Below are 21,963 nucleotides of genomic sequence, written 5' to 3' on the forward strand. Positions count from 1 at the left end.
CGCCGGAACCGTTTTCAAGCATTAAAAAACGCCCGCCATCTTTCGACGGCGGGCGTTTTGCGGTTTTCGCCACAATGCGGCATCGCACGATCGTGCATGCATGCTCCTTCGAGGACACCCGCCGTACAACGGATCCCTCCGTTCGCCTTCCGTGTCAGTCGCGCGACGATAACGCTTTCGTCCTTGTCTGATTTCCCGAGCCATTCCTTTCCATTAACTTTCGCCGATGCCATTCCACGCGCCGGATCACACGATGTCCGACACATCGGAACGTTGGCCGGTCACAACAATCTTGCTCGGGCACCATCATGGACAACGACAAAATACCTTATTACAAGGCGAACCGGCTGCTATGGAAATGGGCTCGACGCGAAGGCATCGACGGCTGCGAAGTCGTTCACGAAGCCAAGCTATCGATGAACAACGCACCACCGCCTTTGCCTTCTGCTCCCAAGCCCTCCAAACCTGCCCGGCAGCCCGTCAAGCGCCTGACTCGCGAAGATCGCGCGAACAACGCCCTCGACGCCCTCATGGCTGCTGCCGAGGCTCTGGGGCGATTCAAGAAATGGCTCGACACGCCGCAAGAGCCGACACGCCCTGCGCCCGCTTCACCGGCAGAGAACGAAAAAAAAGAACAAACGATCGCGCCACTGGATATCCAGGAAATCCCCGGAGCAATGCGCAGACTGCTGATGCCGGTATCCGCGAGGCTGATGGAGAGGTGGTTCGCCGGCGCGTTGAACTATTCGCGGACCGACAGGGACGAGGCACTATGCATCAACCAGGATGGCCAACCCTATCCCCCCGACATGTACGACATGAAATCCGTCAAGCTCGAATGGGTTCTCAAATACGCTCGCGCGGAGGCGCAATATATGGCGCTTCAACAACGTGAGCGACTCACTACGCCACGGGCTGTCGAATCACTTCACAAGTGCTTGTCCCGTGTCAGAACGCCGGACACGACGATCGACGCGCTTGCGCTTTGCAACGGAAATCTGGCGGAATTGCACAAACGCTTCCAGTTTCAGTTCGCCGGCGTTGAAAGTACGTTCGGCCAAAAGCTCGACGAATTCATTCTGAAACGGCTGACCAACAGCGGCTTACCGGATGACCTGACCGGCGCGCTGGGGTCGTTCAACATCTATGCGGCGGTCGCCTACGCAGAATTCGACCGTGGGGCACGTCGCGCCACGGTCACGTCGATTTACCTTTACGTACGCGACAACTATACGTTTTCCGACCGGACCGACGAACAGTCGCAGTATCTTGGGCACTGGAATCACAAGCGTGTTGTCCTCGTACCGGCAGCGGCTGCGGCCGGAATTGCCGGCATTCGCTGGTTGGACTATCCCGTCGTCGTCGAAGGCAAGCGGTCTCGGGACAATATCTATTATCCGATCAGAAACAAGTCGTTTCGTGAGTGGCAGCTACGGCACCAGCGCGGCGGCGATTTCGTCATCTTCTCGGACTATCGCTGCGTAACCCTCTCTCACCCCATCGAGATCGAGTTTTCGTGAGTGCTGCCGCAGAATCCATTGGTATCGGTACGCTTGCTCTGTTACTGGCGAGCATTTCCGTCGTGATTGCATCGATCGCAATGATTCGTGCGCTACGTTTTATCTGGTCGGGTGACGCTGGCCGAACGCAGCGAGCCGGCCGAATGTTCCTCTTATCGATCCGGCGCATCGCCGTCACGTTCGCTGCCCTGATCGTGCTAGGCGTTGCATGGCGTTACTGGCATGAAGCGCGATTGCGGGCAGCCTGCGGCCCGCGGGATCAGGTGACCGAATACTCACCGGACGGCCGCTATCTCGCAAAATATTGCTACTTCAGAGATACGATCATTCTGAGGCTGTATGGCAGCGACAACATGCGAGTCATTGCCGAGCGAACCTACCACGACGCCTCCGGGGTCTTGGTCAGCCTGACTTGGACACGCGACGCATTGATCTACCCAGAAGGCGATATCCTCAAGACGATCAAGCTCCCGCCGTCCCTTTACGATCGAATCCTGACGCAGCTTCCATAAGGTGTGCGGGATACGTGAAAGCGACGGTCGCACCGGCCAGCAATCTTCGCACTGAGCAGAGCGCTCCCGAACGGCGTCGCCCTACCGCGCGTCGAGGCAGCGAGACTTCGCACGCCGGAACCGTTTTCAAGCATTAAAAAACGCCCGCCATCTTTCGACGGCGGGCGTTTTGCGGTTTTCGCCACAATGCGGCATCGCACGATGCCGCACGGACTCAACCCATCTTCGAGAAAGCGCTGCACCAGCCCTTCGCCGACACCTGCTTGCCGGGGAAGGCGCCGCACGGGCCCGATGCCGAGCCCTTCTTGCCCTGGTACAGCATGCAGGCCGCACAATCCTGGCCTGCTGCGTATTTCGGGTACTTCGTCTTGTCGACCTTCGTGGCATCGGCCTTGTAGCCGAGCGCCACGGCGGTCGGATCCGTCTCCGACAGCATCGGCGCATCGGCCAGCGCTTCGCGCGACAGCGCCAGCGCGGACACGGCACCAATGCTCGTAATCAGGAAACTCCGACGGGATGTTTTCATGGGGGACTCGCTCCAACGTTATCGGTTTGAAAGCTGTTCTGGCGACAGCCCGTCAACAGAATAACGCTCAAGCGCATAAATGTGCGCGCCGAAATGCCGGAGATAAGGGATTTCACACGGGAATTTCACGCATCCGGCCCGCGCGGGCGCGAGCCGGATGCGTCATGCACGCGACGTCATCTCGCCCACGCGCTGCGCGAGCGCGAGCGACGCGGTGAGCCCCGGCGACTCGATGCCGAACAGGTTCACGAGCCCGCGCACGCCATGCTGCGCGGCCCCCTGCACGATGAAATCGGCCGGCGGCTCGCCTGGCCCCGCGAGCTTCGGCCGGATGCCCGCGTACGCCGGCTGCAGCGCGTCGTCGGGCAGGCCCGGCCAGAACGCGCGGATCGACGCGTAGAACGCGGTCGCCCGCGCCGGATCGACTTCGTAGCGCAGCGAGTCGCACCATTCGACGTCCGGGCCGAAGCGCGCCTGCCCGCCGAGATCGAAGGTCAGGTGCACGCCGAGCCCCGCGCGATCGGGCATCGGGTAGATCAGGTGCGAGAACGGCGCGCGGCCCGACAGGCTGAAGTAATTGCCGCGCGCGAGATAGAGCGGCGGCACCCAGCGCGGATCGAGCCCGCGCGTGCGGCGTGCGAGCGCCTGCGCACCGAGGCCCGCGCTGTTGATCACGCACGCGGCCTCGATCTCGGTCGGCGTGTGGCCGCCCGTGCGCACGACGAAGCGCCCGCCGCGCAGCACGTCGATCGATTCGACCGGCGATTGCAGCGCGCACATCGCGCCGTCGCGTTCCGCGTCGCCGAGCAGCGCGAGCATCAGCTGGTGGCTGTCGACGATGCCCGTCGACGGCGAGAACAACGCCTCCACGCATTCGAGCTGGGGCTCGAGCGTCTGCGCCTCCGCACGCGTGAGCGGCAGCAGGTCGAGCACGCCGTTTTCGGCCGCGCGCGCGGCGATCGCCTTCAACTGCTTCACCTGCGCGGCGCTCGTCGCGACGAGCAGCTTGCCCGTGCGCCGGTGCGGCACGTGATGCGTCTCGCAGAATGCATACAGCATGTCGCGGCCATGCACGCACGACGTCGCCTTCAGCGACCCGCGCGGATAGTAGAGCCCCGCGTGAATCACTTCGCTGTTGCGCGAACTCGTGCCGGTGCCGATCGCGTCGGCCGCCTCGAGCACGATCGTTTCACGTCCGCGCGCGGCCAGTTCCCGCGCAATCGCCAGACCGACGACACCTGCGCCGATCACGACACAATCCATCTGCTCCATGACATTTCGCGCCGCTAACGCGTCGAAGGGAGAGAAGAGAATTGTACGTCCCGGTTCGCCCGCTTGCCGAACGCATCCGCAGCGCGGCGCGCGCACGCTGCGGCCGTGCGCGCGCCGCCGTGTCAGAAGCCGATCGGCCGGCGCTTCGCGGCGCCCTCGTCCGCGCGGATGTCGCGCGGCGCGATCACATCGCGGCCGTCGAGCCGCGCCGCGCCGAATGCATGCAGCAGTGCGCGGCGCATCGTGCGCGGCGGCGTCGCGGCGAGCACGTCGAGCGCGTCGTCGCCGAGCATGTCGGGGAAGCGCCGCCCCCACGCATGCGACGTGCGGATCTCGTCGTAGATCGTCTGCGCGATCCGGCGCGCGCCGGCCGCATCGGGCGGCGCGATCTCGTACACGTTCATCCGGTTGAGCAGCGGCTCCGGAATCGCCTGCGCGTCGTTCGCCGTCGCGATCCAGATCACGTTGCCTGCATTGATCGGCACTTCCGCGAATTCGTCGACGAACGCGCGCGCGGTGTCGTGCTCGAGCAACGCATACAGCGCGCCGAGCGGATCGTATTGCGCATCGCTGCCGGCCTTGTCGATCTCGTCGACCGCGATCACCGGGTTCGCGTAGCTGCCGTTCACGAGCGCCTCGAACACCTTGCCGGGCTTCGCGTTCTTCCATTGCGACGACGCGCCCGACAGGATCCAGCCGGCCGTCAGCGAACTCATCGGCACGTAGTGGTACGCGGTGCCGAGCAGTTGTGCGAGCGCCTTCGCGAAATGCGTCTTGCCGATCCCGGGCGGCCCGAGCAGCAGGATCGGCATCAGTTCGAGCCGGTCTTCCGTCTCCAGGCACAACGCGACCTGCTTGCGCACGTCGTCGAGCGGTTCGCCGAAATTCGGCAACGCTTCGCCGAGCTCGTCGAACGACGGCATCCGGTTCGGCTTCACGCAGAAGCGCAGATTCCCCGTCTTGAGCATCCGCTCGTAAGTGGCGCGCAATGCATCGCTCGCGCTCTCGTTCAGGTCGCTCAGCGCGGCCTCGACCTGCTCGAGGTCGTACACCGTGCTGAAGGACGCCACCGCCAGTTCCTGTTTCACCATCGCCGTCGTCATACCAACCTCGCTTGCACTCGCTGTCACACACTCATCAGACCCTTACGATTTCAGTGTAGCGATCCAGTATTCCCGCGCAAGCAAGCAGCCGCGCGAGTCTGCTGCTAACACTTCGCGTGCGCTGCACGGCCGCGCGCCGCGGCGTATGATCGTTGGTTCACCCACCCGCCGCGCCGGCGTTGCCGACGGCGCCCGCACGGCGCGTCGCGCGATGCCCGAAAGGTATGCCGATGTCCGTCCCCGCTGCTTCCCCGCGCGTCGATGCCGATGCGATCGACGCCGTCGACACGGCGCTCACGTCGCGCCGCGCGATCCGCGCCTTCCTGCCGACACCCGTGCCGCGCGACACGCTCGAGGCGATCCTCGAAGCCGCGAGCCGCGCGCCGTCGGGCACCAACATCCAGCCATGGCGCGTGTACGTCGCGACGGGCGCCACGCGCGATGCGCTCGCCGCCGCGCTCACCGCGGCGTACGACGATCCCGCGCGCGACGAGAAGTACGTCGCCGAATACGACTACTACCCGCGCGAATGGGTGTCGCCGTATATCGACCGGCGCCGCAAGGTCGGCTGGGACCTGTACGGGCTGTTGAACATCGGCCGCGACGAGAAGGCGCGCATGCACGCGCAGCACGCGCGCAACTTCCGTTTCTTCGATGCGCCGGTCGCGCTGTTCTTCACGCTCGACCGCGTGATGACGTTAGGGGCCTGGCTCGACTGCGGGATGTTCCTGCAGGGCGTGATGACGGCCGCGCGCGCACGCGGGCTCGATACCTGCCCGCAGGCCGCGTTCGTGCCGTTTCACCGGATCGTCGCCGACCACCTCGGCATCCCCCCCAACGAACAGCTCGTCTGCGGGATGTCGCTCGGCCATGCGGACCCCGACGCGATCGAGAACCGCCTCGTCACCGAGCGCGCGCCCGTCGCCGAGTTCGCGCGCTTCTTCGCTTGAAAATGCACGGCACGGCCCTACCTTTTGAACAGGACCGAATCGTGCGGCGAACCTGTCGCCGCCGGTCCTGTCACATCACGATCGAAATCGATCGGGCGTAAGATGTGCGTCCGTTCCCCGCTATTGCGCGTTTCCGGAGACGTTTCATGCTGAAACACGGCCTGGCCGTCCTGCTAGCGAGCGTCGCGCTCGCCGCCCATGCGCAAAGCCCCGCGCCGGCCTCCGTCGCGTGGGAAATCCAGGTGCAGCGCGACGGTCAGACGATCGACACATTCCAGCAGCGCACCACCGTGGGCCAGTCCCGCACCGACACCCATCGCTATCCGTCCGCCGTGCCCGTCGGCTGCGGCAATGCCGCGCGCGTCGTGCCGACCGAGCGCACGCGTTCGGTCACCGTCGCGCCGCTCGCCGTCGACACCGGCGCGAACACGGTATCGCTTGCGCTCGACGTGCAGGAAACGCTCGACGACGAAAGCGCGACGCGCAGCGATCCGTGCGTGCCCGTGTCGCCGCGGCAGATCGTCGCGAGCCACCCCGGCCTGACGGTCGGCGGCGATGCATGGACCGACTGGACGCTCGTCGATCAGCATCCGCATCTCGTGTACCGCGTGCGTGCGCACGTCGCGAAGGACTGAGCGTCATGTCCGCCGACGCCCTGTCCTTGCCGTTCGCCGAACCGCACGCCGCGCCCGACGAAATCACCGCGGTCAGCTGGAACCTGCACAAGGGCCGCTCGCCGCTCGGCTTCACCGCGTGGAACGCGATGCGCAACTGGATGCAGTCGACGCACGCCGACGTGTATTTCCTGCAGGAAGCGATGGCGCGCCGCATGCCGCGCCCCGTGCTCGCGCCCGGCTTCGGCGCGCAGATGGACGACGCGGTCGACGACGTGTGGCATTGCCAGGCCACCGAGATCGCGCATGCGCTCGACTGGCAGATCGCGCTCGGGCCGAACGTGTTCAAGCCGTCGTGGCGGCACGGCAATGCGATCCTGTCGCCGCATCCGCTCGACCTCGGCGGCCGCTGGGACATCTCCGCGCACCGCTTCGAGCGGCGCGGGCTGCTCGTCGCGCGTGCGACGCTCGCGGGTGCGCGCCCGGTCACGCTGCTGTGCGCGCACCTTGCGCTCACGCGCGCCGCGCGGCTGCGCCAGATGCACTGGATCGCGCACTGGATCGTGCGCAACGCGGGCGACGGCCCGCTGATGCTCGCCGGCGACTTCAACGACTGGCGCAACGATTCGGTCGCGCTGTTCGGCGAGATCGGGATGTCCGAGGTCGCGACGCTGCTCGGCGAATCGGGCCGCACGTTCCCCGCGTTCTCGCCGGCGCTCGCGCTCGACAAGATGTTCGTGCGCGGCCTGACGCCGCTCGAATGGCGCGCGCCCGCCGGCGAGGCCGCGTGGCTGTCGGACCACCTGCCGTACATCGCGCGCCTGCGCCTCGATCCGCAATGACGTTCCCCGGTACCGGGCGGCGCGCGGCCGATCACTGAAAGCTCGTTGCAAGGATTTGTTGCGCCAAATCCGCGCGGCCACGCGGGTCAAGCCCGCGATTCGCGCCCACAGGGTAAAATAACGAGTTCCTCAAACGTCTGTCATCGAGAAGGCGCGTGTCCGACGCGCCGGCCGGCCGATCCGCGATCGGGCCGTCGCACTCGGTTTTTTGCCCGTTTTTGGGCCCGTTACACGCGTCCGCTACGCGCGTCCGTTTTCAAAGCCATGAGCAAATACGACACCGCCACCGTCCAATCCGTCCATCACTGGACCGACACGCTGTTCAGCTTCACCTGCACCCGTGAGGCGAGCCTGCGCTTCAACAACGGCGAATTCACGATGGTCGGCCTCGAGGTCGACGGCAAGCCGCTCGCGCGCGCCTACTCGATCGTCAGCCCGAACTACGAAGAGCATCTCGAATTCTTCAGCATCAAGGTGCAGAACGGCCCGCTGACGTCGCGCCTGCAGCACCTGAAGGTGGGCGACACGGTGCTGATCGGCAAGAAGCCGACGGGCACGCTGGTCGCCGACAACCTGCTGCCGGGCAAGACGCTGTGGATGCTGTCGACGGGCACGGGCCTCGCGCCGTTCATGTCGATCATCCGCGATCCGGAGATCTACGAGCGCTTCGACAAGGTGATCCTGACGCACACGTGCCGCCTGAAGGGCGAGCTCGCGTACATGGACTACATCAAGCACGACCTGCCGGGCCACGAGTACCTGGGCGACATCATCAAGGAAAAGCTCGTCTACTACCCGACGGTCACGCGCGAAGCGTTCGACAACGAAGGCCGGATCACCGACCTGATCGCGACGGGCAAGCTATTTACGGATCTCGACGTCCCGCCGTTCTCGCCGGAAAACGACCGCGTGATGCTGTGCGGCAGCACCGCGATGCTGAAGGACACGACCGACCTGCTGAAGCAGGCCGGCCTCGTCGAAGGCAAGAACAGCGCGCCGGGCCACTACGTGATCGAGCGCGCCTTCGTGGACTGATCTGCCCCCGAAATTTGTGCCGCATCAAAGAACCGGAGCGAAAGCTCCGGTTTTTTTTCGTCCGGACTTGGCGAATTCGTAACAAACTGGGACCATCTCATCTCAAATAGTTACATTTGGATACGTCACCGCCGGGTGTTCGGGTGTCAGTGTTTTTCCTACAACAGGTTCATTCCGATTATTCACATTTACCCTTAAATGTCCGCCCGACATGATCTTTTCAGAAATTTTGAGATATTATTCGGCGCGCATGGTTGCCGTTTGAACGAGAGTGGAAGGGTCGGATGCAAGTGTTACAAGATGTAACTTTTGTTACCTCGGCATGGCGCGATTCTCTGGCGGCGACCGTCATCGAAACGGCAGCCGATCCACGCAGCCAGCCGGTGTCTGAACCGCTTTCTGACAGCAGGGAGAGTCATGGATACGTCGCTTAACGCGCCCTCGGGCGCCCACGCCCCGTTCCCTTCGCGGCAGCGAGTGCACAGCTGCGCCGCTACTCCGCCCGTTGCCGACACCGCGTCGAAACGCGACGCCTCCGCCGCACGGATCGCAGCCCTGTCCGCCCAATTGCTCGCCGCCGACGAAGCGGCCCGCCGCCACCTGGCCGGCGAGCTGCACGACGGGCTCGGCGCCGAATTGACCGCCGCGCGTTTCGCACTCGCAAACGTTCAAACGTGGCTGCCGGCCGATGCGCCGGAAGGCTGCCTGCGCGCGCTGGCGCTGGCGCAGCAGGCGCTCGACGCCGCCACCGACGCGAATCGCCGGCTGATCGACGAACGCGACACGCCGGCGCTCGACGCAGGCATGATCGGCGCGCTGTCGTCGTGGATCGACACGCACGCGGCCCGCACGGGCCTGCGCACGAGCTTAGTGTGTGCGGCCGACGCGCGCCTCACGCAGATCGCCGGCGCCAGCGCGCTCGCGGTATTCCGCGTCGCACAGGAAGCGCTGTCGAACGTCGCGAAGCACGCCCGCGCGACGTCCGTCGACGTACGGATCGTCACGGACGGCACGCATCTGTCACTGATGGTCACCGACGATGGGACCGGTTTCGCGCGCAGCCGCCGCAGTGGCTACGGCCTCGCCGGCATGCGCGCCCGCTGCGAGGCGTTCGGCGGCAGCTTCGAGACGGCCACGCCGGAAACCGGCCGCGGCACGCGCGTCGTCGCGCGCTTCGCGTGGGATTCGCTGCTCGCGGTGCCCGTCGCGGCCCGCCGCGCGTCGCTTTCGTGAGGTCGTCATGAGCCTGAACATCCTGCTCGTGGATGATCACGCGATCGTCCGGCAAGGGATTCGCCAGTTGCTGATCGACCGCGGCATCGCGCGCGACGTCACCGAAGCCGAAACCGGCGGCGACGCGATGGCGGCCGTCGACAAACAGGAATTCGACGTGATCCTGCTCGACATCTCGCTGCCCGATACGAACGGCATCGAGGTGCTCAAGCGCCTCAAGCGCAAGCTGTCGCGCACGCCGGTGCTGATGTTCTCGATGTACCGCGAGGACCAGTACGCGGTGCGCGCGCTGAAGGCCGGCGCGGCCGGCTACCTGTCGAAGACGGTCAACGCCGCGCAGATGATCGGCGCGATCCAGCAGGTCGCGGCCGGCCGCAAGTACGTGAGCCCCGCGATGGCCGAGGCGCTCGCCGAATACGTGTCGTTCGAGAACGAGCCGCTGCCGCACGAGAAGCTGTCCGACCGCGAATACCAGACGCTCTGCATGCTCGCGTCGGGCAAGCGGCTCACCGACATCGCGAACACGCTGTCGCTGTCGGTGAAGACGGTGAGCGTGTACCGGTCGCGGCTGCTCGAGAAGATGCGGCTGTCGAACAACGCGGAACTCACGTTCTACGTGATGAGCAACCGGCTCGTCGACATGGCGCCCACGGCCGGCGCCTGACTGGCGCGACTCGCCTTCGCCCGAATACTCGGATTCGTCCGATTCCATGACGCGGCGCACGCCGCGTCGCCTTCAACCCCCGCCCGTTTCGCGCGCAAGCGCTTGTTTTATCGGCCGATTCCGCGGCACGCCGCTGCACCGCAGCAGGGCTTGCACGCCAAATCGGCTAAAATTATGGGTTTTTACTTAGTCGGCGCGCCGTGCCTGCGCGTGCTGGCGATTCATCCGCAATGTCCCTCTTCCGCAAGAAAAACGTCGATCGAATGATCGCCGGCGCACACGCCGCCGGGCTCAAGAAAGCGCTCGGCGCGATCGACCTCACCTTCCTCGGCATCGGCGCGATCATCGGCACCGGCATTTTCGTGCTGACCGGCACCGGCGCCGTGCAAGCCGGCCCCGCACTGATGCTGTCGTTCGTGATCGCCGCGATCGCGTGCGGCTTGGCCGCCTTGTCGTATGCGGAGTTCGCGTCGACGATCCCCGTCGCCGGCTCGATCTACACGTATTCGTACGCGACGCTCGGCGAGCTCGTCGCGTGGATCATCGGCTGGGACCTGATGCTCGAGTACGGCCTCGCGTCGTCGGCCGTGTCGGTCGGCTGGTCGGGCTACCTGCAGTCGCTGCTGCAGGGCTTCGGGCTGTCGCTGCCGGCCGTGCTGACGGCCGCGCCCGGCGCCGTGCCGGGCGTCGTCACGTGGTTCAACCTGCCCGCGTTCCTCGTGATGATCGTGATCACGACGCTGCTGTCGATCGGCATCCGCGAGTCGACCCGCATCAACAACATCATGGTGTTCATCAAGGTGTCGGTCGTGCTGCTCGTGATCGCGGTCGGCCTGTTCCACGTGACGCCCGCGAACTGGAAGCCGTTCATGCCGCACGGCTGGAACGGCGTGTTCGGCGCGGCAGCCGTGATGTTCTTCGCGTTCATCGGCTTCGACGCGGTGTCGTCGGCGGCCGAGGAAGTGAAGAACCCGAAACGGGACCTGCCGATCGGCATCATCGCGTCGCTCGCGGTGTGCGCGGTGCTGTACGTGACGGTCGCCGCGGTCGCGACCGGCATCGTGCCGGCGGCCCAGTACGCGAACATCTCGCACCCGATCTCGTACGCGCTGCAGATCGCCGGCGAGAAGTGGGTCGCGGGCTTCATCGATCTCGGCGCGGTGCTCGGCATGCTGACCGTGATCCTCGTGATGAGCTACGGCCAGACGCGCGTGATCTTCGCGATGTCGCGCGACGGGCTGCTGCCGGCGATGCTGTCGCGCGTGCACCCGCGCTACGCGACGCCGTTCCTGACGACCTGGCTCGTCGGCCTGTTCTTCGGGCTGATTGCCGCGCTCGTGCCGCTCAACGTGCTCGCCGAGCTGATCAACATCGGCACGCTCGCGGCGTTCTCGATGGTGTCGATCGCGGTGCTCGTGCTGCGCCGCACGCATCCCGACCTGCCGCGCGCATTCCGCTGCCCGGGCGTGCCCGTGGTGCCGATCCTCGCGGTCGCCGCGTGCCTGTTCCTGATGCTGAACCTGCAACCCGTCACATGGGCCGCATTCGGCATCTGGCTCGTGATCGGCCTCGTGATCTACTTCCTGTACTCGCGACATCACTCGAAGCTCGCGCACGGTCACCACGACGCGCACTGAGCGCCGCCGTGCCGCACACGGCACGGTGCGCACCCGCGGGGCCGGATACCGGCCCCGCATTCCCCCTCCCTTCCCCCTGCTCCACGCGCCACGTTGCTTTTCGTGCAACGATCCACACGGTAATTCCGATTTTAATTTGCCGTTTTTCGAATGCCGATATATTCAACCCCGATCACAAAGTCGATCGATTAAAAATACAACACGATCGAATTGAATATGAATAGCAGAAAATAATATCTCGGCCAGCATTGAACTCTTGCATCGGCCAAACTAGTATTCAAGTCGGCTGGCCGTGTGCCTCGTCCAGCCCGGACCAGACGGGGTATGCGCCGCAGCGGGAGCGCGGCGCGCTGCAATCGATTTCATCGGATCGATTTTTCATTAAACGGAAATTCATCGCGCATTCAAAAAAGAATTTTCAGCACATTTTTAAATAAAACAATTTAAACCGGTTAATCCGGTCGCTGGTATCGTATTGCCTCCATCCGGAGGCATGTCGCTGCACCTGTCCGAAGTTCAACAAGAACCAGAGAGGTCTTTCATGAGCAATACATTGGTCAACGTCACGGCGAAGGTCGAAATCAGCGCGGCCAACCAGACGATTGCGGGGCTGAAGGATTATCAAAGCAAGAACTGGGCGATCGGGCTGAACGGGGATACGCTGGCACCGGACGGCTTCCTGACGTTCTTCACCGAGCGCAACCTGCCGTTCAGCTACTACGTCCGCGCGCGTGGCGTCTCGGTCGGCGAGCCGAGCGCATACCAGGCGAACATCGAAACGCTGACGCAGCGCATCGCCGCGATTCGCGCGTCGGAGACGAACCTGGTCCAGGCAACGATCCGCGATCTCGAGCTGTACAAGTCGAGGAACTGGGCGATCGGCCTGAACGGCACGACGCTGCAGCCGGACAACTTCCTGCCGTTCTTCGGCACGCGCTCCGTGCCGTTCGAGTACTACGTGCGCAGCGGCGGCGTCGAGCTTGGCTCGCCGAACGCGTATGACAACAACATCCGCAACCTGACGCAGTACCTGGGCTCGCTCTGACGCATCGCCCCGCCGGGCGGATGCCTCCGCCCGGCAACCTGCCGACGGCCCGTCACGGGCCGTCCTGCCCGCCTTCCTTGCCGCTGTACGGCGCCCTTCCCCGTTTTGCGCGCCCCCCGTTGCCTGCACGCTTGCCGCGGCCGGGTCATAATCGCGCCATCGAACCGCGGCCCGCATCGGCGGGCGCGCCCGGCAACAGGAAGAAGATGATGGAAAGCGTCGATCTCGATGTATTGAAGTCCAGCGCGCGCTGGCTCGAAGAAGGGCGCCGCGTGCTGCTCGTGACGGTCGTGAAGACGTGGGGCTCGTCGCCGCGCCCCGAAGGCGCGATGCTCGCGGTACGCGAGGACGGCCTGGTGGTCGGCTCCGTGTCCGGCGGGTGTATCGAAGACGACCTGATCGCCCGCGTGCACGCGAGCGGGATCGCGGCCGACGCGCGCCCGGAAGCGCTCAAGTACGGCGTGACGGCCGAGGAAGCGCACCGCTTCGGGCTGCCTTGCGGCGGCACGATCCAGCTCGTGCTCGAACCGCTCACGCGCAACAGCGGGATTTCCGCATTGTGCGCGGAAGTCGAGGCCGGCCGCCTCGTCACGCGCACGATGACGCTCGCGACCGGCCGCGCGTCGCTGTCGCCCGCGCAGGCGACCGACGCTCTCGCGTTCGACGGCGAGCGGCTCGTGACGATCCACGGGCCGCGCTACCGGATGCTCGTGATCGGCGCCGGCCAGTTGTCGCGCTATCTGTGCCAGATCGCGGTCGGGCTCGACTACCAGGTGACGGTGTGCGATCCGCGCGAGGAATACACGGATGCGTGGGACGTGCCGGGCACGCGCGTCGTGCACACGATGCCCGACGATACGGTGCTCGACATGAAGCTCGACGCGCGTTCGGCCGTGATCGCGCTGACGCACGATCCGAAGCTCGACGATCTCGCGCTGATGGAGGCGCTGAAGACGCCCGCGTTCTACGTGGGTGCGCTCGGCTCGCGGCGCAACAATGCGGCGCGGCGCGAGCGGCTGCGCGAATTCGACCTGAGCGAAGCGGAACTGGGCCGGCTGCACGGGCCGGCCGGCATCTACATCGGCAGCAGGACGCCGCCGGAAATCGCGATCTCGATCCTCGCCGAGATCACCGCCGCGAAGAATCACGTATCGCTGCCGACGATCCTGCAGGTCGAAGGCGCGAAGGCCGCGCGCGAGATCGCGGCGAACCGCGGCGCGACCTGCGGGCTCTGATCCGCCGCGGCAGCCAACGACGATCGCGCCGGCTGCGGCCCGGCGCGCGTGCCGGTCAGGTCAGGTCAGGTCAGGCCGGCAGCAAGCGCGGCGGCAACCGAACCGACCACCAGCACGACGCCGACCGTACGGCGCTTGTTCAGTTCGGTCCACAGCAGCACGCCGGTCAGCGACAGCAGGATCAGCGACCCCGCGATCGTATCCATCAGCAGCACCCAGCCGAGGTTCATCCCGACGCCGCGATGCAGGTTGTTCAGCGTCGTCAGGAACGTATTGCCCGTGCGCTTCACGGACACGTAGCCGTTTCCGACCCAGTATTCGGCCTGCAGGTTCTGGTGCGGACCGAACACGCCGAACTGCCAGTGTTCGGGCTGCATCACGCGCTTGTCGCCCCACGCGACGGCCTGCGCGGGCTCCTTGCGCATGCGGCCCGGCTTGCCGTCGAAATGGAGCTCCTGCTGCAGCCACTTCGTCATCGCGGCCGGCGTCTTCGGCACCGGATCCGGCAGCGCGACCTGCATCTCCTCGACCTGCGGCTCGCCGGTCGGGATCTTCAGCGGCGGCGCGCGGTGATTGAGCAGCACGCCCGTCACGCCGAACAGCAGCCCGAGCACCGCGCCCCACAGCCCGACCCAGCCGTGCACCTTGCGCAGCCACTTGATGAAGGTGGCGCGACGCGAGCGCTGGCGGCGCGCGGCCAGCTCGTCGTCGCTCAAATGGCGGCCCGCCGGGTGCAGCACGGTGACGCCGGCGCGCGGCATGCCCGCCTTGGGCGGGTCGATCGTTTCGGGCGCGTTCACGCGGAAGTATCCATTCGTTCAAAACAACGGCCGGCGCGCAATGCATGCGCGCCGGCCGAGCAACATGAAAATGAGAATGGATATCATTACATAAATCAATTGCGAGCTCAATCCGCCGGGATCGCCGGCGGCAGGCCGGATGCGCGGAGAAACGCGCACGATGCGCTCGCGTTGCGATGAAATGCCGACTGATCGAAGACAAATACCATCAGAACGACCTTGCAAGGCCGAGACAGCATTGCGTAAGAAACCGCGTGATGCCGGCCCGTCAGCGCAACGGCGGCAGCGGAAAACGCGGCGCGGCGCCGTCCGGCGCGGGATCGGTGCGATCGAGCGCGTACAGCCACGCGAGCAGGTCCGCGACGGCCTGGTAGAGCTGCGGCGGAATCCGGTCGTCGAGATCGACCTGCATCAGCAGCGACACCATCTCCGGCGCCGTATGCACGTACAGCCCCGCATCGCGTGCACGCGCGACGATCATCTCGGCGAGCAGGCCGTAACCCTTCGCGACCACGCGCGGCGCCGTGTCGCCGCCTTTCGGGTCGTAGACGAGCGCCGCCGCGCGCTTGCGGGACGTCATGCTCATCGCGGCGCCTCGTCGTCGGCCGCCTGCGCCGGCCGGGCACCGGCCGCGCCGCGCGCATAGGCGGCCGCCGCCGCCTGGGCCGCGAACAGGTCGAAGCCGTCCGGCCCGTCGTCGACCGCGCGGATCGACAGCCCGCCGACCTTGAGCCCCGATCCCTCGAGCCGCTGCCGCAACGCGGCCTCGTTGCGCGCGAGGCGGTTGGCGCCCGTCTGGTTCGCGCGCAGCCGCGCGACGAGCTGCTCGCCGTTCAGCACCAGTTCCGCATCGACCGTGCCGAGCGACGGCAGCGTCAGCGTCAGGCGCGTGCGCCAGGCGATGCCGTCGCCCGCGTCGTCGCCCCCGCCGCGCGCCCCGTGGTTGCCCGGTTCGTCAGGCTCGATCGTCCAGTCGAGCCGCGCACCCGGCCACGCCTCGCCGGTCCAGCGAAACTGGTCGGTCGCGAGCGCATCGAGCTGCTGCCTGACGATCGGTACGGCGGCCGGATGGACGGTCGCGAGGGTCTGCGCCTGCGGATCGGACGATGCGGCAGCCAGGTCGGCACGTGCGGGCGTCCAGCGCATGTCGGCATGCGCACCCAGCGGATCAGCGGGATCGGGCTGCAACGATCCGCCTTGCCGGGCCGCCGCCGGCATCGCCTGCGCGGGATCGCGAGCCGGTGCGCCGCCCTGGGCCGGCGTGCCCGGCTGCGCGGCCGCCCGCGCGGGCGCAGGCAGCGGCGAATGCTGCGCCAGCAGTTCGTCGAGCACATCGGTCGAGCCGGGCGGCGAAGCATCGCGGTCGGCCGGCGCGAGGGCGGACGTCAGGCGTGCCTGCGGCTCGCGCATCAGCGCCGCGAGCGGACGCTGGCCGGCCAGCCACTGCGCCAGATGGGATTCGTAGAAGAGGCCGCTCTCGCTCACGGCCTGCGCGAGCGCCGCACGCAGCGCCGCGACCGGCAGCGGCGCGGCCGCTTCGCGTACAGCCGCGGCGGACGATGCCGCGGCGGAGGCAGGCGGGGACGACGTAGCCGGCGCGGATGCAGCCGGCGCGGGTGTAGCGGGAACGCGCGCCGGCGCGGCCGGATCGGTCAGCAGCACGGTGGGATCGGCCAGCAGCGGCGTGCGCCCGGCAATCGCAGGCGTCGCATCGCCGCCCGCGCGCGAAATCGCGTCGAGCACGCGCCCGACCTCGGACAGTGCGGTCTGCGTGGAGGCCGGCGGCGCGGCCGGCGGGCTGCCGGCCGGCGGCGGGGACGACGCGCCGGCGCCCGGCGTGCCGACCTGCGCGGTCGCGCCGCCGCCGGCGGGCGCCGCGACGGTGTCGGTCAGCAGGCTGTCGAGGCGGCTCGCCAGCAGCGCGGCCGCAACGGAATCGATACCGGTCATGATCGGAGCCTGCTCACCCTAGGGTGTGTTTGCCTATGGAACGCACTTGCGTGGCCCCGAAAACGGGCCCTACCCGCGCGCCCGATAGAGATCGGTCAATACCTGGGTCGAGCGCCGCGCCTCGAACAGCGCGGACAACCGCGCGACGTCCGGGCTCGCGAGATCGCGGATCGCCGCGTCGTCGGCCAGGATGCGGCGGATCAGGCCGAGCTTGCGCCCGAGATCCGATTCGTCGAGCGCGACGCCCGGATCGGCTTCCTTCAACCCGTCGACCAGTTGCATGAATTCGGCCTGCAACCCCGGCAACGCGCTCCAGTCGGCGTCGCGGGCGGCGCACAGCATGCGCCCCGACACGGCGGCGAGCGCCTCGTAACGTGCGAAGTATTCGGCCTTGTGATTCATCGTGATGCGTCCGCTGCCTGTTGCGCGGCCATCCGCGCGACTTCCGGGCCGATGCCCGTCCATGCTTCCTCGAGCGTCGCGAGCAGCCTGTCGACCTCGACCAGCATCGCGTCGCTCGCCTGCGCGTTCGCGTCCATCAGGCGCCGGCCGATATACGCGTACAGCGCGTCGAGCCGGTCCGCGATCTCGCCGCCTGCGTCGCGGTTCAGCGAGGCCTGCAGCCCGCTCTCGACGATCCGGATCGCCTTGCTGATCGCTTCGCCGCGCGCGGCCACGTTGCCCTGCTGCAAATGCATGCGCGCCAGCGCGATCGCCTGCCGCGCGCCCTGGTACAGCATCGCGATCAGCCGGTGCGGGGAGGCGCCCATCACCCCCGTCTCGACGCCGACACGCGCATAGGCACTGGCTCCAGCGTGTCCTGGGGAAAACATGCGCTTCTCCTTGTTCTGCCTTGGCTATACGGTCGCCGCCACCGTGCATCGCACGGCGCGGCCTTCTCCGGAGTTATCGGAAGGGATTTGAAAAGCTTTAGGCGCACGCGGCGGCCGCCGGGCGCGGAAAAGCCGGTTCACCGGCCCCGCCCGGCCCGCCTGTCACACCGACATCTGCATGATGTCGTTGTAAGCGCTCACTAGCTTGTTGCGGACCTGGAGCCCGAACTGGAAGCCGATGTTGGCTTTCTGCATGTCGACCATCACGTCGTTCAGCGACACGTTCGGCGCACCGACCTCGAACGCCTTCGCCTCGCCGAGCGCGTGCTGCTGGTCGCCGCTGATCTTGTCGAGCGACGCCTTCATCGCGCTCGCGAACGTGCTGGCCGTCGCCGCGCCCGAGCCGGCAAGCGCTGCCGTCGGGCTCGCGACGCCGCCGGACGCCTGCGCGGCCATCGACTGCATCTGTTGCAACACCGAACCGATTCCGCTGACGTTCGCAGTCATGCTGTCCCCAGGCTGAGAGAAGAGACCCGGACGTACCGGGCGGATCCGCCGGCGCCGCACCACGCGCACCATGCCGGATCGCGAAAAAGGATAGCAGCGCGCCGCGCGTCAAAGCCGAGAAAGTACGGGGGAAACCCCGCTCTTTTCGGTCGATCGGAGTGCGGCGCGGATCACGATAATCGCATCGTGTCATTGTCCGCCCGCTCGTCCGAGCGAGCTCAGTGGTCCCGCTCCGGAGAAACTCGACGCATGGATTCGCAGGCCAACTCGCTGATCAACCCCGACGCCCGCGCGGGCCTCGCCAGCCCGGCGTCCGGTGCCGCCGCGGCCGCCGCGTTGCCGGGCGCGGGCGTCGCCGGCGCTGACTTCGGGCTGGGCGGCTTCGCGGAACGCATTCCCGGCATCTCGCGGATGAAGGGCAACCCGAAGCTGCCGTTCCTGATCGCCGTCGCGTTCGCGATCGCCGCGATCACCGCGCTCGTGCTGTGGAGCCGCGCCCCCGACTACCGCGTGCTGTACAGCAACCTGTCGGACCGCGACGGCGGCGCGATCATTGCCGCGCTCCAGCAGGCAAACGTTCCCTACAAGTTCGCCGACGCCGGCGGCGCGATCCTCGTGCCGTCGAGCCAGGTGCACGAAACGCGCCTGAAGCTCGCCGCGATGGGGCTGCCCAAGGGCGGCTCGGTCGGCTTCGAGCTGATGGACAACCAGAAATTCGGCATCAGCCAGTTCGCCGAGCAGATCAATTACCAGCGCGCGCTCGAAGGCGAGCTGCAGCGCACCATCGAATCGATCAATGCCGTGCGCGGCGCGCGCGTGCATCTCGCGATTCCGAAGCCGTCGGTGTTCGTGCGCGACAAGGAAGCGCCGAGCGCGTCGGTGTTCGTCGACCTCTACCCGGGCCGCGTCCTCGACGAGGGCCAGGTCCAGGCGATCACGCGGATGGTGTCGTCCGGCGTGCCCGACATGCCCGCGAAGAACGTGACGATCGTCGACCAGGACGGCAACCTGCTGACCCAGACCGCGTCCGCCACGGGCCTCGACGCGAGCCAGCTCAAGTACGTGCAGCAGGTCGAGCACAACACGCAGAAGCGCATCGACGCGATCCTCGCGCCGATCTTCGGCGCCGGCAACGCGCGCTCGCAGGTCAGCGCGGACCTCGATTTCTCGAAGATCGAGCAGACGTCGGAAAGCTACGGCCCGAACGGCAATCCGCAGCAGTCCGCGATCCGCAGCCAGCAGACCAGCAGCTCGACCGAACTCGCGCAGGGCGGCGCGTCGGGCGTGCCGGGCGCGCTGTCGAACACGCCGCCGCAGCCGGCGTCCGCGCCGGTCGTCGCCGGCAACGGCCAGAACGGGCCGCAGACGACGCCGGTCAGCGACCGCAAGGACCAGACGACCAACTACGAAGTCGACAAGACGATCCGTCATCTCGAACAGCCGATGGGCAACGTGAAGCGGCTGTCGGTCGCGGTCGTCGTCAACTACCAGCCGGTCGCCGACGCGAAGGGCCACGTGACGATGCAGCCGCTGCCGCCGGCCAAGCTCGCGCAGGTCGAGCAGCTTGTGAAGGATGCGATGGGCTACGACGAGAAGCGCGGCGACTCGGTGAACGTCGTGAACAGCGCGTTCTCGACCGCGAGCGACCCGTACGCCGACCTGCCGTGGTGGCGCCAGCCCGACATGATCGCGATGGCGAAGGAAGCCGCGAAGTGGCTCGGCATCGCGGCGGCCGCGGCGGCGCTCTACTTCATGTTCGTGCGCCCGGCGATGCGCCGCGCATTCCCGCCGCCCGAGCCGGCCGCGCCGGCGCTCGCGGCGCCGGACGATCCGGTCGCGCTCGACGGCCTGCCCGCGCTGGAGAAGGCGGAGGAGCCCGACTCGCTGCTGCTCGGCTTCGAAACCGAGAAGAACCGTTACGAACGCAACCTCGACTACGCGCGCACGATCGCCCGCCAGGATCCGAAGATCGTCGCCACCGTCGTGAAGAACTGGGTGTCCGATGAACGCTGAAGGCTTGACCAAGAGCGCACTCCTGCTGATGTCGATCGGCGAGGAAGAGGCCGCGCAGGTATTCAAGTTCCTCGCGCCGCGCGAGGTCCAGAAGATCGGCGCCGCGATGGCCGCGCTGAAGAACGTCACGCGCGAGCAGGTCGAGGGCGTGCTGCAGGAGTTCGCGAAGGAAGCCGAGCAGCACACCGCGCTGTCGCTCGATTCGAGCGACTACATCCGCTCGGTGCTGACCAAGGCGCTCGGCGAGGACAAGGCCGGCGTGCTCATCGACCGGATCCTGCAAGGCAGCGACACGAGCGGCATCGAGGGCCTGAAGTGGATGGACTCCGCCGCCGTGGCCGAACTGATCAAGAACGAGCATCCGCAGATCATCGCGACGATCCTCGTGCACCTCGACCGCGACCAGGCGTCGGAAATCGCGTCGTGCTTCACCGAGCGGCTGCGTAACGACGTGATCCTGCGGATCGCGACGCTCGACGGCATCCAGCCGGCCGCGCTGCGCGAGCTCGACGACGTGCTGACGGGCCTGCTGTCCGGCAGCGACAACCTGAAGCGCAGCCCGATGGGCGGTATCCGCACCGCGGCCGAGATCCTGAACTTCATGACGAGCGTGCATGAGGAAGGCGTACTCGAAAGCGTGCGCCAGTACGACGCCGAACTCGCGCAGAAGATCATCGACCAGATGTTCGTGTTCGAGAACCTGCTCGACCTCGAGGACCGCGCGATCCAGATGGTGCTCAAGGAAGTCGAGTCGGAAACGCTGATCATCGCGCTGAAGGGCGCGCCGCCGGCCCTGCGCCAGAAGTTCCTCGCGAACATGTCGCAGCGTGCGGCCGAACTGCTCGCCGAGGATCTCGACGCGCGCGGCCCGGTACGCGTGTCCGACGTCGAGACGCAGCAGCGCCGCATCCTGCAGATCGTGCGCAACCTGGCCGAGAGCGGCGCGATCGCGATCGGCGGCAAGGCGGAAGACGCGTATGTCTGATTCGGCGAGCGATCGCGTGGGCACCCTCACCGCGTACCAGCGGTGGGAGATGGCGTCGTTCGACCCGCCGCCGCCCCCGCCGCCGCCCGACGACGCGGCGGCGGCTGCCGCCGCGCTCGCCGAGGAACTGCAGCGCGTGCGCGACGCCGCGCACGCCGAAGGCCATGCGGCCGGCCACGTCGAAGGTCAGGCGCTCGGCTACCAGGCCGGTTTCGAGCAGGGCCGCGAACAGGGTTTCGAGGCCGGCCAGGCCGACGCACGCGAGCAGGCCGCGCAGCTCGCCGCGCTCGCCGCGTCGTTCCGCGAGGCCGTGTCGAGCGTCGAGCACGATCTCGCGTCCGACCTCGCGCAGCTCGCGCTCGACATCGCGCAGCAGGTCGTGCGCCAGCACGTGAAGCATGACCCGGCCGCGCTGGTCGCGGCCGTGCGCGACGTGCTCGCGGCCGAACCGGCACTGTCCGGCGCACCGCATCTCGCGGTGAATCCGGCCGACCTGCCCGTCGTCGAAGCCTACCTGCAGGACGATCTCGATACGCTCGGCTGGAACGTGCGCACCGACGCATCGATCGAGCGCGGCGGCTGCCGCGCGCATGCCGCGACCGGCGAGGTCGATGCGACGCTGCCCACGCGCTGGCAGCGTGTCGCCGCCGCGATCGGCAAGGTGAGCACGTGGTGACGCGGCCGCCC

Annotated in this window: 24 protein-coding genes; 15 read left to right on the top strand and 9 right to left on the bottom strand. The window is 67.0% G+C overall.

What is annotated here, in order from left to right:
• The 3 genes from DIE03_RS38580 to DIE03_RS29160 all read left to right on the top strand — a co-directional run.
• The coding region (locus tag DIE03_RS38580) for a hypothetical protein (RefSeq protein WP_221623701.1) at positions 1 to 191 on the top strand (191 nt) is incomplete at its 5' end.
• Positions 192 to 308: 117 nt separating this feature from the next.
• The gene (locus DIE03_RS29155; protein ID WP_124455717.1) at positions 309 to 1,520 is read left to right on the top strand and encodes a DUF6402 family protein; all 1,212 of its coding nucleotides are present in this window, start codon (positions 309 to 311) and stop codon (positions 1,518 to 1,520) included.
• Positions 1,517 to 2,032 carry a hypothetical protein gene (locus tag DIE03_RS29160; protein ID WP_124455718.1) on the top strand — a complete coding sequence of 172 codons (516 nt, stop codon included), beginning with the start codon at positions 1,517 to 1,519 and terminating at the stop codon, positions 2,030 to 2,032. The genes DIE03_RS29155 and DIE03_RS29160 overlap by 4 nt, the downstream gene beginning before the upstream one ends.
• A gap of 214 nt (positions 2,033 to 2,246) precedes the next feature.
• Here the strand turns inward: DIE03_RS29160 and DIE03_RS29165 are convergent, their stop codons facing one another.
• The 3 genes from DIE03_RS29165 to DIE03_RS29175 form a co-directional block, all read right to left on the bottom strand.
• Entirely contained in the window at positions 2,247 to 2,558 is a 312-nt protein-coding gene (locus DIE03_RS29165; RefSeq protein WP_021163765.1) for a high-potential iron-sulfur protein, read from the bottom strand.
• 162 nt (positions 2,559 to 2,720) lie between these two features.
• Entirely contained in the window at positions 2,721 to 3,830 is a 1,110-nt protein-coding gene (locus DIE03_RS29170) for an NAD(P)/FAD-dependent oxidoreductase (RefSeq protein WP_124455719.1), read from the bottom strand.
• A gap of 122 nt (positions 3,831 to 3,952) precedes the next feature.
• The gene (locus DIE03_RS29175) at positions 3,953 to 4,933 is read right to left on the bottom strand and encodes an AAA family ATPase (RefSeq protein WP_124455720.1); all 981 of its coding nucleotides are present in this window, start codon (positions 4,931 to 4,933) and stop codon (positions 3,953 to 3,955) included.
• A gap of 230 nt (positions 4,934 to 5,163) precedes the next feature.
• Here DIE03_RS29175 and DIE03_RS29180 point away from each other — a divergent pair, with 230 nt between their 5' ends.
• From DIE03_RS29180 to DIE03_RS29220, 9 genes are all read left to right on the top strand, one after another.
• Positions 5,164 to 5,883 (top strand): nitroreductase, encoded by a 720-nt coding sequence (locus tag DIE03_RS29180; protein WP_124455721.1) that lies wholly within the window; start codon positions 5,164 to 5,166, stop codon positions 5,881 to 5,883.
• 146 nt (positions 5,884 to 6,029) lie between these two features.
• Positions 6,030 to 6,518, top strand: a complete 489-nt coding sequence (locus DIE03_RS29185; RefSeq protein ID WP_124455722.1) for a hypothetical protein — start codon at positions 6,030 to 6,032, stop codon at positions 6,516 to 6,518.
• Positions 6,519 to 6,523: 5 nt separating this feature from the next.
• Positions 6,524 to 7,339, top strand: coding sequence for an endonuclease/exonuclease/phosphatase family protein (locus DIE03_RS29190; protein WP_124455723.1), 816 nt, complete (start codon positions 6,524 to 6,526; stop codon positions 7,337 to 7,339).
• Positions 7,340 to 7,603: 264 nt separating this feature from the next.
• Positions 7,604 to 8,374, top strand: coding sequence for a ferredoxin--NADP reductase (locus tag DIE03_RS29195; RefSeq protein ID WP_034190283.1), 771 nt, complete (start codon positions 7,604 to 7,606; stop codon positions 8,372 to 8,374).
• A gap of 417 nt (positions 8,375 to 8,791) precedes the next feature.
• Entirely contained in the window at positions 8,792 to 9,607 is an 816-nt protein-coding gene (gene rqpS / locus DIE03_RS29200) for a quorum system sensor histidine kinase RqpS (RefSeq protein WP_124455724.1), read from the top strand.
• Positions 9,608 to 9,614: 7 nt separating this feature from the next.
• Positions 9,615 to 10,271 (top strand): response regulator transcription factor RqpR, encoded by a 657-nt coding sequence (gene rqpR, locus DIE03_RS29205; RefSeq protein WP_124455725.1) that lies wholly within the window; start codon positions 9,615 to 9,617, stop codon positions 10,269 to 10,271.
• A 230-nt stretch (positions 10,272 to 10,501) separates the two neighbouring features.
• The gene (locus tag DIE03_RS29210) at positions 10,502 to 11,908 is read left to right on the top strand and encodes an amino acid permease (protein ID WP_124455726.1); all 1,407 of its coding nucleotides are present in this window, start codon (positions 10,502 to 10,504) and stop codon (positions 11,906 to 11,908) included.
• A 541-nt stretch (positions 11,909 to 12,449) separates the two neighbouring features.
• A complete protein-coding gene (locus DIE03_RS29215) occupies positions 12,450 to 12,953 on the top strand; it encodes a hypothetical protein (protein ID WP_124455727.1) in 504 nt (167 codons plus the stop codon).
• A gap of 209 nt (positions 12,954 to 13,162) precedes the next feature.
• Complete coding sequence (locus tag DIE03_RS29220; RefSeq protein ID WP_124455728.1) at positions 13,163 to 14,188, top strand: XdhC family protein; 1,026 nt, start codon at positions 13,163 to 13,165, stop codon at positions 14,186 to 14,188.
• 65 nt (positions 14,189 to 14,253) lie between these two features.
• Here the strand turns inward: DIE03_RS29220 and DIE03_RS29225 are convergent, their stop codons facing one another.
• The 6 genes from DIE03_RS29225 to fliE all read right to left on the bottom strand — a co-directional run bounded on the left by DIE03_RS29225 (position 14,254) and on the right by fliE (position 18,278).
• The gene (locus DIE03_RS29225; protein WP_124455729.1) at positions 14,254 to 14,988 is read right to left on the bottom strand and encodes a PepSY-associated TM helix domain-containing protein; all 735 of its coding nucleotides are present in this window, start codon (positions 14,986 to 14,988) and stop codon (positions 14,254 to 14,256) included.
• A gap of 268 nt (positions 14,989 to 15,256) precedes the next feature.
• Positions 15,257 to 15,574: an EscU/YscU/HrcU family type III secretion system export apparatus switch protein gene (locus tag DIE03_RS29230; protein WP_124455730.1), complete on the bottom strand. Its 318-nt coding sequence runs from the start codon at positions 15,572 to 15,574 to the stop codon at positions 15,257 to 15,259.
• Positions 15,571 to 16,938, bottom strand: coding sequence for a flagellar hook-length control protein FliK (locus DIE03_RS29235; protein ID WP_124455731.1), 1,368 nt, complete (start codon positions 16,936 to 16,938; stop codon positions 15,571 to 15,573). The genes DIE03_RS29230 and DIE03_RS29235 overlap by 4 nt, the downstream gene beginning before the upstream one ends.
• A gap of 69 nt (positions 16,939 to 17,007) precedes the next feature.
• Positions 17,008 to 17,340 carry a flagellar protein FliT gene (locus DIE03_RS29240; protein WP_124455732.1) on the bottom strand — a complete coding sequence of 111 codons (333 nt, stop codon included), beginning with the start codon at positions 17,338 to 17,340 and terminating at the stop codon, positions 17,008 to 17,010.
• The gene (gene fliS / locus DIE03_RS29245) at positions 17,337 to 17,771 is read right to left on the bottom strand and encodes a flagellar export chaperone FliS (RefSeq protein WP_124455733.1); all 435 of its coding nucleotides are present in this window, start codon (positions 17,769 to 17,771) and stop codon (positions 17,337 to 17,339) included. Before fliS ends, DIE03_RS29240 begins: the two co-directional genes overlap by 4 nt.
• A gap of 162 nt (positions 17,772 to 17,933) precedes the next feature.
• Positions 17,934 to 18,278 (bottom strand): flagellar hook-basal body complex protein FliE, encoded by a 345-nt coding sequence (fliE, locus tag DIE03_RS29250; RefSeq protein ID WP_034190274.1) that lies wholly within the window; start codon positions 18,276 to 18,278, stop codon positions 17,934 to 17,936.
• A gap of 249 nt (positions 18,279 to 18,527) precedes the next feature.
• Between fliE and fliF the strand changes: the two genes are divergently transcribed.
• Genes fliF through fliH form a run of 3 tightly spaced genes read left to right on the top strand, consistent with a single transcriptional unit; the run spans position 18,528 to position 21,952 of the window.
• Positions 18,528 to 20,291 carry a flagellar basal-body MS-ring/collar protein FliF gene (gene fliF / locus DIE03_RS29260; protein WP_124455734.1) on the top strand — a complete coding sequence of 588 codons (1,764 nt, stop codon included), beginning with the start codon at positions 18,528 to 18,530 and terminating at the stop codon, positions 20,289 to 20,291.
• A complete protein-coding gene (gene fliG, locus DIE03_RS29265; protein WP_124455735.1) occupies positions 20,281 to 21,276 on the top strand; it encodes a flagellar motor switch protein FliG in 996 nt (331 codons plus the stop codon). The genes fliF and fliG overlap by 11 nt, the downstream gene beginning before the upstream one ends.
• Positions 21,269 to 21,952 carry a flagellar assembly protein FliH gene (gene fliH / locus DIE03_RS29270; RefSeq protein ID WP_124455736.1) on the top strand — a complete coding sequence of 228 codons (684 nt, stop codon included), beginning with the start codon at positions 21,269 to 21,271 and terminating at the stop codon, positions 21,950 to 21,952. Before fliG ends, fliH begins: the two co-directional genes overlap by 8 nt.
• Positions 21,953 to 21,963 lie beyond the last annotated feature (11 nt).

It is taken from the genome of Burkholderia sp. Bp8992 (assembly GCF_003853705.1).
Classification (GTDB): domain Bacteria; phylum Pseudomonadota; class Gammaproteobacteria; order Burkholderiales; family Burkholderiaceae; genus Burkholderia.